This is a genomic window from Deinococcus aestuarii, from assembly GCF_018863415.1.
GTDB lineage: Bacteria > Deinococcota > Deinococci > Deinococcales > Deinococcaceae > Deinococcus > Deinococcus aestuarii.
Genome location: NZ_JAHKSN010000001.1, coordinates 463,287 through 477,942 on the forward strand (window position 1 = coordinate 463,287; position 14,656 = coordinate 477,942).

Genomic DNA, 14,656 nt, shown 5'->3' on the forward strand with positions numbered 1-14,656 from the left:
TTACTCATCCCTATCCCTACATCACCTCGAACAGCCCTGCCGCCCCCATGCCGCCGCCGACACACATAGTGGCGACGACGTACTTGGCGCCCCGCCGCCGTCCCTCGATCAGAGCGTGGCCGACGAGGCGGGCGCCGCTCATGCCGTAGGGGTGGCCGACCGAGATGGCGCCGCCGTTGACGTTGAGCTTGTCGTCCGGGATGCCGAGCTTGTCCTGGCAGTAGAGAACCTGGACGGCGAAGGCTTCATTCAGCTCCCACAGGTCGATGTCATCCACCGTCAGGTCGAAGCGCTTGAGGAGCTTGGGCACCGCGTACACGGGACCGATGCCCATCTCGTCGGGCTCGGTGCCCGCGACCGCCATGCCCATGTAGCGCCCGAGCGGTTGCAGGCCGCGCGAACGCGCCAGTTCCGCCTCCATCACCACGCAGGCGGATGCGCCGTCGGAGAGCTGCGAGGCGTTGCCCGCCGTGATCTGGTTGCCCTCGCCGCGCACGGCCTTGAGCGAACGCAGGCCCTCCATCGTGGTGTCGGGGCGGTTGCCCTCGTCCTTGGTGAGGGTCACTTCCTTCATGGTGATCTCGCCCGTCTCCTTGTTCTGGACCCCCATCCGCGCGGTCACGGGGATGATCTCGTCGTCGAACTTGCCCTCGGCCTGGGCTTTCGCGGTGCGTTGTTGGGAGCGCAGGGCGTACTCGTCGCACCGCTCACGGCTGATGGAGTACCGCTGGCCGACGACCTCGGCGGTGTCGATCATCGGCATGTAGACGCCGTTGTGCATGGACAGGAGTTCGGGGTCGGGGCCCACGCGCATCTCCGGCGTCTGCACGAGCGAGATCGACTCCACGCCGCCCGCCACGCACACGTCCATGCGGTCCACGATGACCTGCTTGGCGGCGGTGGCAATGGACATCAGGCCGGAGGCGCACTGCCGGTCGATGGACATGCCCGCCACGCCCACGCCGAGACCCGAGCGCAGCGCGGCGTTGCGGCCAATCGTGGTCTGGACGCCCTGCTGCATGGCGGCGCCCATCACGCAGTCTTCGATCTCGGCGGCCTCGACCCCGGCCCGCTCGACGGCGGCGCGGATGGCGTAGGAGGCGAGGGTCGGCGAGGGGGTGGCGTTGAAGGCCCCCCGGTAGGCCCTGCCGATGGGGGTGCGGGCGGTGGAAACGATGACGGCTTCACGCATTTAATTACTCCTTTTTCGCTTGGTCCTGAGTCTTCTGGATTCCATCTTGTAAACCGTTCTGCTGGTAAATGGACCACAGACCTAAGAGCGTATCTCGCACAAACTCAAGGTCGTACTCGCCCTCCTCATCCCACTGACCGGATTCAAGTTGCTTGATCGCCGACTGAATGCGACTAAGTAGAAGAGCCAAGCTGTCTCCCTGGATGGAAACGCTGGGGTATCCCCTATCAGGCCGTTGAAATATCCAAGTACCGGAGGTCCTGTGAAAGACCTCTACTTCGAACCTCTCGCTCATTGGCCTGGCCCTTTCTTGTGCACGACTCCTCTAAAGCTCGAAGAGGCTCATCACCACGCCCGGCTGCTCATCACCCCCGGCGGAGGAGTACAGGCGGCGCGCGGCGTGGTTGTCCTCCTCGGTGAGGACCCAGGCAGCCACACAGCCCAGCGTCCGAGCGTGCGCGAGCAGGGCGTCCAGCATCCGTCGGCCCAGGCCCTGTCCCTGGTAAGGGCCCGCCACCCCGACCTCGTTGATGAACAATTCAGGCGGCTTGTCAGGATGGACGTAGTGGAAGCCACCAGCCATGCCCACCACAGTTTCACCGTCCAGCGCGACGGCCAGGTGGTGCCGGGCGTCCGAGAAGAAGGCGGCCAGCGAGTCGGGCCGGAGGTCGTAGTCGAAGACGCCGGGGGCGACGTTTCGCAAGACCTCCGCCTCCCCCTCACCCAGCAGGCGCACCTGGACAGTCATGCGGTCAGGCGCCCGCCCTCTCCCGGTCGTACCCCGCGAACGTCTGGCCCTCGTCCGCCAGCCTCCTCAGCAGCGGCGCGGGCGTCTGGCCGTACTGCTCCAGGTCGGCGACCACGTTCCCCAAGCCCATCTCGTCGGCGTACTGCATAGGGCCGCCGCGGTAGGCGGGGAAGCCGTAGCCGTAGATGTAGATCACGTCGATGTCACCCGCGCGCCCGGCGATGCCCTCGTCGAGAATCTGGGCGCCCTCGTTGACAAGGCTGTAGACGAGGCGTTTGGTGGCCTCCTCCTGGTTGATCTCGCGCGGTGTCAGGCTCTTCTCGGCGCGGTAGTCCTCGATGAGCCGCTGCATCTCGGCGTTCGGCTTTGGCCTGCGGTTCTCGTCGTAGTCGTAGATGCCGCCGCCCGTCTTCTGGCCCTTGCGCCCGGTCTCCACAATGCGGTCGAGCCAGCCGTCGGGTTTGGGTTCGCCGCGCACTTTCGCCTGGTGCTGGCGGATGAGGTAGCCCACATCCAGGCCGGCCATGTCGCTCATCTCGAAAGGACCCATCGGCAGGCCGAGGGCGTGCATGGCGGCGTCGGCGTCCTCGGGGCGGGCGCCTTCCTCCACGAGTTTGCGCGCCTCGTCGCCGTAGCGGTGGATCATGCGGTTGCCCACGAAGCCGTCGCACACGCCGACCACGACGCCCACCTTCTTGATCCGTTTGGCGAGGGCCATGCTGGTGGCGAGGACGGAATCGCTCGTCTTGTCCGCCCGCACGATTTCGAGGAGCCGCATCACGTTCGCCGGGCTGAAGAAGTGCAGGCCGATAACGCTCTCGGGCCGCTTCGTCACGCTGGCGATCTCGTTCACGTCGAGAGTGCTGGTGTTCGTGGCGAGGATGGCGCCGGGCTTGGCAAGAGCGTCGAGCCTGGTGAAGATGTCCTTCTTCACGTCCATGTTCTCGAACACGGCCTCGATGATGATGTCGGCGTCCCCCAGGTCCTGCATGTCGAGCGAAGGCGTCAGGAGGCCCATACGCTTCTCCACGTCCTCCATCGTCATGCGGCCCTTCTTCGCCGAGTTCTCGTAGTTGCGGCGGATGACCGAGAGGCCCCGGTCGAGGGCTTCCTGCGAGGTCTCCACGATGGTGACGGGGATGCCCACGTTCAGGAAGTTCATGGCGATGCCGCCGCCCATCGTGCCCGCGCCGATGATGCCCGCCTTCTTGATGTCAGTGGTGGGCGTGTCCTTGCTCAGGCCGGGAATCTTGGCGCTCTCCCGCTCGGCGAAGAAGATGTGGCGCAGGCCGCGCGACTGGGGGCTGTCCTTGGCGTCCATGAAGAGGCGGGCCTCGGCGTCCCAACCCACCGCGAAGGGCTGGGTGGCCGCCATCTCGGCGAGGTCCACGATGTAGCCCGGCGAGAGCTGGCCGCGGTGCGTCTTCTTGATGCCCTCGCGCGCGGCGGCGAACACCTCGGGGCTGGCGTCCGTCACGGTGCGCTCGCTGACCCGGGGGAGGGGGCGGATGTTGGCATGAGCCTCGGCGAAAGCGACGGCCCCCGCCAGCAGGTCCCCTTCCACGATCTCGTCCACCAGCCCGAGTTCCTTCGCCTCGGTCGCCTTGATCGGGTTGCCCGAGAGCATCATCTCCAGCGCCTTCTGGACGCCGACGACGCGGGGCAGACGCTGGGTGCCGCCCGCACCAGGCAGGACGCCGAGTTTGACCTCGGGCAGACCCATCTGGGCTTCCTTGACGGCTACCCGGTAGTTGCAGGCGAGGGCCACTTCCAGCCCACCGCCGAGGGCCGTGCCGTGGATGGCGGCGACGGTCGGCTTCTCGAAGCTGTCGAGCCGGGAGATGAAGCCGCGCAGGTCGGGGGCCTGCTCGCGGGGCATGTCAAACGTTTTGATGTCCGCCCCCGCGATGAAGGTGCGCCCACCGCCGATGATGACGACCGCGCGCACGCCCTCCTCGGCCAGCGCGGCGTCGAGGCCCGCGTGGAGGCCCTCGGGCACGCCGGGCGAAAAGGCGTTGACGGGCGGGTTGTTGATGGTCAGGACGAGAACGTCCCCCTGACGGGCCTGATCGACGATGCTCATAGCGGTCCTCCTTGGGTGAGGGCCCCAGCTTTTCACGGGTCAGGGGGACGGGTCAAATACGCCCGCGTTCATGTTGAACGTTGACGTTCACCCTGACAGGAACAACGCGAGTATCCTCTCTCCATGACTCAAAGTGAGCAAGGCACCATGCGCGCCATCGTCGTCGAGCAACTGGGGCCCCCCGACGTGCTGGAGATACGGGAGGTACACCTCCCCGAGCCCGGCCCCGGAGAGGTGCGGCTGAAGGTGGAGGCCGTCGGCATCAACTTCGCGGACGTGCTGGCGGTGGCCGGGGAATACCTGACCCGCACGCGGGTGCCGTACACGCCGGGCATGGAGTTCGCGGGAACTGTGGACGCGCTGGGGGAGGGCGTAACGGGCGTGCAGGTCGGCCAGAAAGTCGCCAGCCTGGGGGGACGCGGGGGCCTGGCCGAGTACGCCGTCTCCCCTGCCGCCGCGCTGATCCCGGTGCCGGAGCATTTCACCGCCGCGCACGCCGCCGCTTTCCCGGTCTCGTACTTCACCGCCTACCACGGCCTGAAGACGCTGGGGCACGGGCAGGAGGGCGAGTGGGTCCTCGTGCAGGCGGCGGCGGGGGCGCTGGGCACGGCGAGCATCCAACTGGCGAAGGCGCTGGGCATGAACGTCGTGGCGATGGCGAGTACGGAGGAGAAGCTGGGGATCGCCCGCGACCTGGGCGCCGACGTGACGCTGCTTCAGGACGACCCGGAGCGGGTGCAGAAGGTGCGCGAGGCGGCGGGCGGCCAGGGCGTGCCGCTGATCCTGGAGGTCGTGGGCGGCACACGCTTTCAGGAAAGCCTCGACATGGCGGCGAACCGGGGCCGCATCATCGTGATCGGGAACGCGAGCCGCGAGCAGGCGAACATGCGCCCGGTCGAGCTGATGAAGCGCAACCTCACCGTCACGGGGCTGTGGCTGACCTCCCTGATGGGCGACCGGGAGGCGACCCGGGGAGCCGCGCAGGCCCTCACGTCGCTGGTGGGGAGTGGCCGCGTCACCCCGCAGGTGGGGCCGACCTACCCGCTCGCCGAGAGCGCCCGCGCCTTTCAAGACCTTCTTGACCGCAAGACGACCGGGAAGGTGATCATCGAGCCGGGAAGGTAGGGGTAAGCTTTCAGCCGTCAGCGGTCAGCAAAAGGGACGCCCCAGCACAAGCCGGGGCGTCGTTTCTTCGCTGATGGCTGAAAGCTGACGGCTGACCGCTCTCTACGCGAACAGCCGCACCAGGGGCCGCCACCACGGAATGCCCGCCAGAATCACCACGAGCGCGAGCCCCGACCACAGGGCGGCAACGCGGAACTTGGCCTGGTTGCTCTGGGCCCGTTTGCTCAGGGCGCTGGCGAGGGTAGCGAAGACGGCGGCGACGAGTCCCAGGCCGAGGTGCTCCCACTGGAAGCTGGCGCGCGGGGCGTCCGAGAAGGCACGGCCCGCCGTGGCCCCCAGGAGCCCGAAGAGGAGCAACCCGAGCACGACCTGAAGGTGCACGCTCCCCGCGAAGAGGGCGACCGGGCGGCGGTCGGCGGGGGTGAAGGCCCGCGCGCCCCCCACCCCGCGCACGCTGACGAACAGGGCCCAGACGCCCGCGATCAGGACGAGCCACCGCGTGAGGTTGTGCAGGGTGAGCAAAATCAGGTACAGGGTCGCCATGCCGGTAGGGTAAGGGGAAGGGCCGGGGGCAGGTGCCCTCCCCTCCCCCTGGCACAAGGAGAGGCCTTCAGGGCACGGCTTCGCCGGGAGTACCCAGCGGCTCCACGGCGGCGGCCACCCACGACCCCTGCCGGACGAGGAGCACCTGTGCCCCCGGCAGGGGCAGGACGAGCAGGTCGTGCAGGGGCAGGGCAGGCTGTCCGGGCAGGGCGGCGACCGCGCTCCCACCCGCGTCCCGGGAGACGCTCAGGCCCCGGTTGCGAACCTGGAGCGTGACCGGGCTCTTCCCCAGGCGGACGCTGACGAAGGCGCCGCTCCCCGGCACGTCCAGGCTGGGGGCGGAGGACGGCGCGGGCAGCGGCTCGGGCGTGAAGGTCGCCGCGTGGAGAACGTCGTGCAGGGCGAGGGCGCGCTGCGCGGACAGGCCGAGGGCGGCGGCGCAGTCTCGCAGCGCGGCCTCCGCCTCGACGGGCGTGAGCCGGGCCAGGCGCGAGATCAGGGCGTCTACCCCCTTCCGGGCCAGGGTGAGCAGGGTCTCCTGGGAGGCGCCCGCGTACCGCTCCGCGCTGCGGGGACCGAGGGTGGCGGCGTCCACCTGCCCCCCCCGCAGGTGTTGCGCCGCCGCCCGGGCGAGCCGCAAGTTCGCGTGCTGCCCCCCCGGGTCGAGCAGCCGCGCCACCGCCCGCGCCCGCGCCGCGAGGTGGCCGGGGTCCACGCCGTCCCCGGTGCCCAAGCGCAGCAAGGCGTAATCGCCGCTCAGGGACACGCTCAGGGGACCCTGGGGGGTCGGCAGCGTCCAGGCCCGCTCGGTGGGGGGCAGGTGGGGTTGCAGCAGGGCGAGTTCTCCCCCGGCCTGGAACTGCCAGTGCGGACCGACCGGCTGCCAGCGCAGGTGCAGGCCCCGCCAGCGTGCCTCACGCCCGCCCGCGAGGTGAACGGCGAGGTCGTCCGCCCGGTCGTCGGGGGCGGGGAGCGCGGCGGCCGCGTGGGCGGCGTACAAGACGCTGCGGGCGGGCAACGCCCCGAGGGCCGGGGCCGGGGCGTCTTCCAGCAGCTCGGCGAGCAGGGTCAGCAGTCCCCGGGCCGCCGCGCGGATGGCGGGGCGCTCGCGCGGGTCACGCACGGCCGGGTGCGCCGCCCGCAGCGCCTGGGCAAGGGCCGCCCGCGCCCCGGGGGCCAGGGGCTCGCGTTCGGCGGCCTCGATGCGCGCCGCGAGCAGGTCCTCGTCGGGATGCCGGGGAAAGGGGGCGTCGTGAACGGCCCAGAGGGCGGCCTGCACCCGTGCCCGCCCCGCCGGGGTCAGGAGCGCGTCGGCGAGGGCCCCGGCAAGCCCCCGCGCCACCTCGGGGTCGTGCAGGGACACCAGGGGGTCGTGCTCGGCGGGAACCACCAGCGGCTCGGCCACCCCCCGCGCGGCGCGCTCAGCGTTTTCCAGGGCCGCGTACAGCACCCGCAGGCCCAGGCGCCCGGGCTCGCCCCACAGGGGGCGGGTCCGCCCGGCCGCCCGCACGCGCAGGTCCGCGTGCCACGCGAGGCGCCGCAGTTCCTCCCACGCGCGGGTCTCGGGCGAGTCCCCGGCGGCGGGCGCGGACCAGGCAGGGGCGGGGGGTCCACCGGGTCGCCCTTCTGGCCGAACTGCGGCGGGCCCGTCCTCGCCCCGTCTGGTCCGGTACCGCCGGTCACTCTCCAGCAGGCGGCGCTGGAGGGCGGGCTCCAGCCCGGCCCCGAGGAGGAGGTCGCGCAGTTCGGAGAGGGCTCGTCGGCCCCCGCGCGGCACCCGGCCCGCCAGAACGTCGGCGACCCGGTATTCGTACAACTCGACGAGTTCGGCCCAGTACGCCCAGGAGGTCACCGGGTCAGTATAGGAAGGGGCCCGGCCCGCTCACGCCCCCCTTCCCCCCCGCCGAGGGAGTCTGTAAGCGTCCAGACAGGGGGGTCCGGTATAAAGGAAGGTAGCCATGCGCGTTCCTCCCGCCGCCTGCCCACCTCCCTGCGGGGACCGCCCGTGAACGTGCTGCTGCTCGGCGCCCTCTTCGTGGTGGGCCTCCTGATCTGTATTCGTTCGGGCGAGCGCACCCTCAGCCTCGCCGTGGCCGCCCTCGCGCTCGGGCTGGCGACGCTCCTGGGTTCGCTGGCCCTCGGCGGGGGCGGGCTCGGCCGGGCACAGGGGGTCCTCGTCGCCGCGGCGGTCGTGGCGGGGAGCGCCGCCTTCCGGCTGGGCCGGGTGGCCGTGCCGGGGGGGGGCCTGCGCCTGCCGGGCGGCCCGCGCACCCTCTTTCCCACCGGGGTCAGGCGCACGGCGTCCCCCCCGCCCCGCCCGCTCCCCACCGTGCCCGACCTGAACTTTCAGGACTACGAGGTGCTCGACCGGGTGGGCATCGGCGGCATGGGCAGCGTGTACCGGGCCCGGCGGCGGCTCGACGGTCGGGTCGTGGCCCTCAAGGTGCCGCAGGAGAAGTACCTCGCCGACGCGCGCTTCGTCAAACGCTTTTACCGCGAGGCCGAGGTGCTCAAGAGATTCAGCCACCCCGGCGTCGTGCGGGTGTACGACTACCGGATGGAGGCCCCCGAGCACTACATCGCCATGGAGTTCCTCGACGGCGAGAGCCTGGAGGCGTTGCTCGACCGCCGCCCGCTGAGTTTCGCGGAATGCACCCAGGTCCTATGCGCCCTCGCCGACGCGCTGCGGCACATCCACGGGCATAATGTGGTCCACCGCGACATCAAGCCCGCGAACGTGATGGTGCTCAGGCACGCCTTCGTGGAGGGCAAGCTGCGCGAGGGCGGCGTCAAGCTGATGGACTTCGGCATCGCGGTCGGCAAGGTGCTCACGCGGCTCACCATGACGGGCACGCGGGTGGGGACGCCGGTGTACATGGCCCCCGAGCAGGCCAAGGGCAACCGGGTGGACGCCCGCAGCGACGTGTACTCGCTGGGGCTGCTCGCCTACGAGATGGCGACCGGGCAACCCGCCTTCAAGGGCAGTTACGAGGCGGTGGTGCACCAGCAGGTGTTCGAGACGCCCAAGCCGCCCAAGCAGGTGCGGCTGGAGGTGCCCGGCAAGCTCGCCGACCTGATCTTGCACATGATCGAAAAAGACCCCGACGCCCGCCCCACCCTCGACGAGGTGATCGCCCGCTTGGGCGCCGGGGTGCTGGAGGACGAGACCTTCACCGACCCCCTGGCCCTGGCCCTGGGCGTGGTGGAAAAGCGCGGCACTCTGCGGCTCCTCGACCTGGGAGGTCGGCTGCGCCTGAGCCTGCGCGACACGGGGGGCGAGGGGGGACTGCCGGGGGCGCCGAACGCCCTGGCCGCCGACCCGGAGGGTTTCCTCTACGCCGCCCTGCTCGACTTCCGCCAGGGCAAGGCGGGCACCCTGATCCGCCGCTTCGCCCCCGACGGCCGCGAGGTTTCCTCTTTCGGCCCCTACGGGCTGGGCGAGGGCGAGCTCCTGCAACCCGTCGGCCTCGCCGTGGCGCGGGGGCACGTCTACGTCCTCGACGCGGAGGCGCACCATGTCGTCGTCTACGACACGCACGGACGTTTCGTGCGGAGATTCGGCGGGCGCGGGCGGGGCCTGGGCCGTTTCGAGGGCCCGCGCGCCATCGCCGCCGCGCCGAACGGGGAGGTGTACGTCCTCGACCACGGCAACCGCGAGGTGCAGAGATTTTCCCCACAGGGCGAGTACCTCAGCCGCTACGCCTTCCGCCTCGACCGGGAGAGTGACGCCCTGCGTGAGCTGGAGGGCCTGGGCGTGGACGGCTCCGGCGCCGTGTATATCGTGGACGGGGTGGCCCGCCGGGTGCGCCGCATCGAGCCCGGCGGCAAGCCCGGCGCGTCCTTCGCCCTCGAACCGCTTGTCGGGGAGCCGGAGGGGGCGCCGTGGCTGCTTCAGATCGGCTCCGAGGGACAGGTGTTCGCCGTGCGCCGGGGCGGTCAGGTGCTGCGAGCCTACAGCGCCGCCGGAGACCTCCTCGCCTCCCACGACATGTACGCGCCTGTGCAGGCGTTGACGCTGCTGCCCCGGCCCACGCCGGTTCCGGCTTAGGACACGTAGGCCAAGGGAAAGAGGCGAACACCCGGAGCCACCACCTTTGGTGCCAGAGCCCTCAATCGCAGAAACTCAGAACGCCTGTTTTTGCCTCTATGGCTAAAGTCAGGACCTTCATGATTCGTTGCCATGCATCAGACTCAGGAGCGGCTTCCCCCTCCATTCTTCGAAAAATGGCGACCAACTGCCGCACTTGTCCTGAAGTTAGGCGGACATCCTCGAACGGATGAAGATCGCAACCCTCACGCTGGGCGATTTCAAAAAATGCTCTGCAGGCCACGTGGTCTTCTAGGTAAATTCTCCCCAGGTACGAGAGTCCTGCATTTGAATCTTGGTTGGGTTGGTAATCCAAAAGGCTGTACAGGTGCATGTCATCACGCACTTTAGAACCGCAGCACCCTTTGGCCTGCACGCCCTAGACTCCCCCCATGAGTGACCTTCCCACCCTCACCCTCTACACCCGGGCGGGCTGCCACCTGTGCGAGCAGGCGGAGGCGGGACTCCAGGCCCTCGCCTACCGTTACACGCCCGTGGACGTGAGCGGGAACGCGGAGCTGGAGGCCTGGTACGGCCACGACGTGCCCGTGCTGGCGCTGGGGGAGCGCGTGCTGCTCAAGGGCGTGCTGGGTCGGGGGCGCCTGAGCAATCTCAAGGTGCAACTGCTGCGGGAGGCGCGGGCGGGCACCCCGGGCGGCTGAGTGGCCCCGCTTTGCGACCCCGTGCGCCCGCCGAAGTCCCCGCGGGCGCTATGGTGGGGGTATGAGTTGGCTAGAACGCCTGCGGGACGGGCTGAGCAAGACCCGCAAGCAGATCAGTGACACGGCCGGGTTCATCGGCCAGGACCTCCGTGACTCGTTCACGAACCGCCTCGACTCCATCGAGGACCTCGAATACGCCCTGATCGCCGCCGACGTGGGCCGCGCCGCCACCGAGGAGATCATCGCCGACGTGCGTGCGAGCGACAAGCCGAATCTGCAAGAGGCCCTGATGGAGGCCCTGACCCTGCAACTGGAGCCCGACGCGAAACGGGCGCAGTTCCGCAAGTTCGGCTTCGCGCCGAGCGCCCGGCGCGCCACCGTCGATCCGGCGGGGCACGTCGTCATGGTGATCGGCGTGAACGGGGTGGGCAAGACGACCACCATCGCCAAGCTCGGCCAGTACTACCGCAGCCGGGGCCGGGGCGTGATGTTCGCCGCCGGGGACACCTTCCGCGCGGCGGCGGGCGCACAGCTCGGCGTGTGGGGCGAGCGGCTGGGCGTGCCCGTCGTCCAGGGCCCCGAGGGGGGCGACCCCGCCGCCGTGGCCTTCGACGCGGCGAGCGCGCGGGTGGCGCGGGGCGTGGACCTCCTCTTTGTGGACACGGCGGGGCGGCTTCATACCAAGCACAACCTGATGGAGGAGCTGAAAAAGGTCCGGCGCGTGATCGACAAGGCCGACCCCGGCGAGCCCGCCGAGGTGTGGCTGGTCCTCGACGCCGTGACCGGCCAGAACGGCCTCCAGCAGGCCAAGAAGTTCCACGAGGCGACGCCCTTGACCGGCGTGATCGTCACCAAGCTCGACGGCACGGCCAAGGGCGGCATCCTGATCCCCATCGTGCGGGAACTGGGGGTGCCCATCAAGTTCATCGGGGTGGGCGAGGGCAAGGACGACTTGCAACCCTTCGACAGCCGCGAGTTCGTGCAGGCGCTGTTCGACGTGGACATTCCGAAGGAAACGCAGGGCTGAGCCCGGGGAGGCGGCGCATGGGTGGCCGCCTTCTTCCGTTGACGAGGGGCTTTCCAGTGGCCGCGCTCAGGGCCGGGCTTTAGGAACCTCGCCTGTGACGGGGACGCAAGGGCAGGCCTTCTAGGCTGGGCCATTCCAAGGCCGCCTTCTCTCCTCCGGGACGGCGAAAGGACCTCCCATGCGTACTCCCCTGATCCTCCTGCTCCTCGCTTCCCTCACCCTCACGGCCTGTGGCGGAACGGGCACGCCCGGCACCTCCGGGACCAGCGACGCCGGTCATCCGACCCAGAGCCCCGAGGAGGCCCTGATCCTCCAGCAGGTGAATGAGGTCCGCGCCCAGCCCCAGATGTGCGGCGCCCGGCGTTTCGCCGCGACCACACCCGTCACCTGGAACGGCTCTCTGGCAAAGGCGGCCCGCGCCCACGCCGACGACATGGCGACCCGTGGGTATTTCGATCACCAGAGCCCCGAAGGACAGGAGGTCGAGGACCGCGCCGAGGCCGCCGGATACACGGGCTGGCGATTCGTGGGCGAGAACATCGCCGCCGGGTACGACGGTGAGCACGTCATGGCAGCCTGGTTAGCCAGTGAAAGCCACTGCAAGACGCTGATGGACCCGAATTTCAGGGAACTCGGCGTCGGCTACGTGGACCGCCCCGGCAGCCGTGAGGGCACCTACTGGGTGCAGGACTTCGGCACGCGCTGAGCAGGAGGGAGGGAAGCGGCACAGGACGGCGCCTCTCCCCTCGTCCTCCACGACCTATCCCCCCAGGTAGGCGTGCAGCACCCGCTCGTCGTTCACGAGCTGCGAGCTGTCCCCCTGCAAGGTGAGTTGCCCGGCGTCGAGCACATAGGTCCGGTGACTCTGCCCCATCGCCAGCCGCGCGTTCTGCTCGACGAGGAGGATGGTCGTCCCTGACTCGTTCAGGCTGCGGATGATGGCGAAGATTTCGCGGACGATCAGGGGCGCCAGTCCCAGCGAGGGCTCGTCGAGGAGGAGCAGGCGGGGGCGGCTCATCAGCGCGCGGGCGATGGCGAGCATCTGCTGTTCGCCGCCCGAGAGCGTCCCGGCGAGTTGGCCCCGCCGCTCGCCCAGCCGGGGAAACCGCTCGTACATCTGCCGTATGTCCGCCCTCACCTCCGCCGCGTTCCGCCGCGTGTAGGCCCCCAGCTCCAGGTTGTCCTCCACGCTCTGCCGGGCGAGGACCTGCCTTCCTTCCGGGCTCTGCGCGATGCCCAGCCGCACCGCCTCGTCGGGGGGCAGGCGGGTGATGTCGCGGCCCTCGAACAGAATGCGGCCCTCGCGCGGGCGCACAAGGCGGGACACGGCGCGCAGGGTGGTCGTCTTCCCCGCCCCGTTCGCGCCGATCAGGGTGACGACCTCGCCCTCATCGACATGCAGGCTCAGGCCGCGCACCGCCTGGACGCCGCCGTAATTCACGCTCAAGTTCTCGATTTGCAGCAGCGCCATCACTCGCCCCCCAGGTACGCCTCGATCACCCTCGGGTCGCGCTGCACCGCCGCCGGATCGCCGATGGCGATCAGTTGCCCGAAGTTGAGCACCGCCACCCGGTCGCAGAGGTTCATCACCAGGGGAACGTGGTGCTCGATCACGAGGACGGTGAGGTCGAAGCGGTCGCGCACCTGCCGGATGAAGGCGGTCAACCCGCCCTTCTCGCTGGTATTCATGCCCGCCGCCGGTTCGTCGAGGAGCAGCACGCGCGGCTCGGTGGCGAGGGCGCGGGCGATCTCCAGGCGGCGCTGGTCCCCGTAGCTGAAGTTCCCCGCCCGCTCCCCCGCCCGGTCGGCGAGGCCCACGAGGTCGAGGAGGGCCCAGGCCCGTTCCTCCACCCGTGCCTCCTCGGATCGGGCCGTGCCGAAGACGCCCGCCCACAGCCCCGCGTTCGTGCGGACATGCTGGGCGATCTTTACGTTTTCCAGCGCGGTGAGGGCCCGGAAGAGCCGGATGTTCTGGAAGGTGCGGCTCATCCCCAAGGCGGCGATGCGGTGCGGGGCGAGGCCGGTCACCCGCTGTCCCCGGTAGGTGAGCGTGCCCGCGCTCGGCGGCGTCAGGCCTGTCATCAGGTTGAAGAGGGTCGTCTTCCCCGCCCCGTTGGGGCCGATCAGACCGAAGATTTCGCCCTCGGCCACGTCGAAACTCACGTCGTTCACCGCGACGAGGCCGCCGAAGCGCCGGGTCAGGCCGCGCGCCTCCAGCACGGTCTTTCGTTCGGTCAGCGTGGCGGTCAAGGCGTGCCTCCCTTCGCCTCCACCACGACGGGGACGGAAGGCGGGCGGCGGGGAGGCGGTGGGCGCCGTACGCCTTGCAGAGCCCCCACGATGCCCTGCGGCAGGTACAGGCTCGCCACGACCAGAACCAGCCCGTTGATGACCAGCCGCCAGTCGGCCAGGAAGCGCAGCAGCTCGGGCACGGCGGTGAGGAGGGCACCGCCCACCACCGGGCCCCAGATGTTGCGCGACCCGCCGATCAGCACGAAGGCGAGGATGGCGATGGAGGCGTCGAAGGTACCCTGCTTGGCGTTCCAGGTGTTCAGGAAGGGGGCACTCATCGCCCCGACGATCCCGGCCAGCACCGCGCCGATCACGAAGGCGAGGACCTTGTAGCGCGTCGGCGGCACGCCCATCGCGTCGGCGGCGAGTTCGTCCTCGCGGATGGCGCGGAAGGCCCGGCCCACCCGCGAGCGTTCGAGCTGCCACGCGAAGAGCAGGATGAGGATCAGCAGCGGCCCGAAGAGGAAGATGTACTGCCAGCGGTCCTGAAAGCCGAACGCCTGCGGGATGCCGAAGATGCCGATGGCCCCGCCCGTGACGCCCAGGTTCAGGCTCACCACGCGCAGGATTTCGACGAAGGCGATGGTCGCCAGGGCGAGGTAGATACCGCGCAGCCGCAGGGCGGGGATGCCCACGACAAGGCCGAGCAGCCCGCAGATCAGCGCCGCCGCGAGCCAGGTGAGCGGGAACATCCCGTTGCCCAGCGACTCACGCAGTCCCGCAAAGGCCGGATTGGTGAGCAAGATGGCGGCGACGTACCCCCCCACCGCGTAGAAGCCGGGGCTGGCGAGGCTGAGCTGCCCGGCCTGGAGCGGGAAATACAGGCTCAGGCCCAGCAGGCCCGCCTGCACCATCGTGACGATCAGGAAGCCGTACTGGGCGAGAAAATCTCCCATG

Annotated in this window: 15 protein-coding genes; 5 read left to right on the forward strand and 10 right to left on the reverse strand. The window is 69.9% G+C overall.

Going from position 1 to position 14,656, the window contains the following annotated elements; genetic code table 11:
• Positions 1-16: 16 nt before the first annotated feature.
• The 4 genes from IC605_RS02255 to IC605_RS02265 are packed head-to-tail and all read right to left on the reverse strand — an operon-like array spanning position 17 to position 4,023.
• Complete coding sequence (locus IC605_RS02255; protein WP_216318282.1) at positions 17-1,192, reverse strand: acetyl-CoA C-acyltransferase; 1,176 nt, start codon at positions 1,190-1,192, stop codon at positions 17-19.
• Positions 1,193-1,196: 4 nt separating this feature from the next.
• Positions 1,197-1,487 carry a DUF6959 family protein gene (locus tag IC605_RS25515; protein ID WP_425514205.1) on the reverse strand — a complete coding sequence of 97 codons (291 nt, stop codon included), beginning with the start codon at positions 1,485-1,487 and terminating at the stop codon, positions 1,197-1,199.
• 30 nt (positions 1,488-1,517) lie between these two features.
• Positions 1,518-1,940: a GNAT family N-acetyltransferase gene (locus IC605_RS02260; protein WP_216318285.1), complete on the reverse strand. Its 423-nt coding sequence runs from the start codon at positions 1,938-1,940 to the stop codon at positions 1,518-1,520.
• 4 nt (positions 1,941-1,944) lie between these two features.
• A complete protein-coding gene (locus tag IC605_RS02265; protein WP_216318288.1) occupies positions 1,945-4,023 on the reverse strand; it encodes a 3-hydroxyacyl-CoA dehydrogenase NAD-binding domain-containing protein in 2,079 nt (692 codons plus the stop codon).
• A 123-nt stretch (positions 4,024-4,146) separates the two neighbouring features.
• On the opposite strand from IC605_RS02265, the gene IC605_RS02270 reads away from it, so the two are divergent.
• Positions 4,147-5,148 carry an NADPH:quinone oxidoreductase family protein gene (locus IC605_RS02270; RefSeq protein ID WP_216318290.1) on the forward strand — a complete coding sequence of 334 codons (1,002 nt, stop codon included), beginning with the start codon at positions 4,147-4,149 and terminating at the stop codon, positions 5,146-5,148.
• Between the two features lie 102 nt (positions 5,149-5,250).
• Here IC605_RS02270 and IC605_RS02275 read toward each other — a convergent pair whose 3' ends face one another.
• Both IC605_RS02275 and IC605_RS02280 read right to left on the reverse strand, forming a co-directional pair.
• On the reverse strand, positions 5,251-5,691 hold the full coding sequence (locus tag IC605_RS02275; protein WP_216318293.1) for a hypothetical protein: 441 nt from the start codon (positions 5,689-5,691) through the stop codon (positions 5,251-5,253).
• Between the two features lie 67 nt (positions 5,692-5,758).
• Positions 5,759-7,543 carry a hypothetical protein gene (locus tag IC605_RS02280; protein ID WP_216318296.1) on the reverse strand — a complete coding sequence of 595 codons (1,785 nt, stop codon included), beginning with the start codon at positions 7,541-7,543 and terminating at the stop codon, positions 5,759-5,761.
• A 153-nt stretch (positions 7,544-7,696) separates the two neighbouring features.
• Here IC605_RS02280 and IC605_RS02285 point away from each other — a divergent pair, with 153 nt between their 5' ends.
• Positions 7,697-9,739, forward strand: coding sequence for a protein kinase domain-containing protein (locus IC605_RS02285; RefSeq protein WP_216318299.1), 2,043 nt, complete (start codon positions 7,697-7,699; stop codon positions 9,737-9,739).
• Positions 9,740-9,800: 61 nt separating this feature from the next.
• On the opposite strand, the gene IC605_RS02290 is transcribed toward IC605_RS02285, so the two are convergent.
• Entirely contained in the window at positions 9,801-10,154 is a 354-nt protein-coding gene (locus IC605_RS02290) for a hypothetical protein (protein ID WP_216318301.1), read from the reverse strand.
• A 16-nt stretch (positions 10,155-10,170) separates the two neighbouring features.
• On the opposite strand from IC605_RS02290, the gene IC605_RS02295 reads away from it, so the two are divergent.
• From IC605_RS02295 to IC605_RS02305, 3 genes are all read left to right on the forward strand, one after another.
• The gene (locus tag IC605_RS02295; RefSeq protein ID WP_216318305.1) at positions 10,171-10,440 is read left to right on the forward strand and encodes a glutaredoxin family protein; all 270 of its coding nucleotides are present in this window, start codon (positions 10,171-10,173) and stop codon (positions 10,438-10,440) included.
• A gap of 61 nt (positions 10,441-10,501) precedes the next feature.
• The gene (gene ftsY / locus IC605_RS02300; protein ID WP_216318308.1) at positions 10,502-11,467 is read left to right on the forward strand and encodes a signal recognition particle-docking protein FtsY; all 966 of its coding nucleotides are present in this window, start codon (positions 10,502-10,504) and stop codon (positions 11,465-11,467) included.
• 178 nt (positions 11,468-11,645) lie between these two features.
• Entirely contained in the window at positions 11,646-12,173 is a 528-nt protein-coding gene (locus IC605_RS02305; protein ID WP_216318311.1) for a CAP domain-containing protein, read from the forward strand.
• Between the two features lie 54 nt (positions 12,174-12,227).
• On the opposite strand, the gene IC605_RS02310 is transcribed toward IC605_RS02305, so the two are convergent.
• The 3 genes from IC605_RS02310 to IC605_RS02320 are packed head-to-tail and all read right to left on the reverse strand — an operon-like array spanning position 12,228 to position 14,655.
• Positions 12,228-12,938 carry an ABC transporter ATP-binding protein gene (locus IC605_RS02310; protein WP_216318313.1) on the reverse strand — a complete coding sequence of 237 codons (711 nt, stop codon included), beginning with the start codon at positions 12,936-12,938 and terminating at the stop codon, positions 12,228-12,230.
• Positions 12,938-13,717, reverse strand: coding sequence for an ABC transporter ATP-binding protein (locus IC605_RS02315; RefSeq protein ID WP_216318316.1), 780 nt, complete (start codon positions 13,715-13,717; stop codon positions 12,938-12,940). Before IC605_RS02315 ends, IC605_RS02310 begins: the two co-directional genes overlap by 1 nt.
• A complete protein-coding gene (locus tag IC605_RS02320) occupies positions 13,714-14,655 on the reverse strand; it encodes a branched-chain amino acid ABC transporter permease (protein WP_216318319.1) in 942 nt (313 codons plus the stop codon). The genes IC605_RS02315 and IC605_RS02320 overlap by 4 nt, the downstream gene beginning before the upstream one ends.
• Position 14,656: the final 1 nt, after the last annotated feature.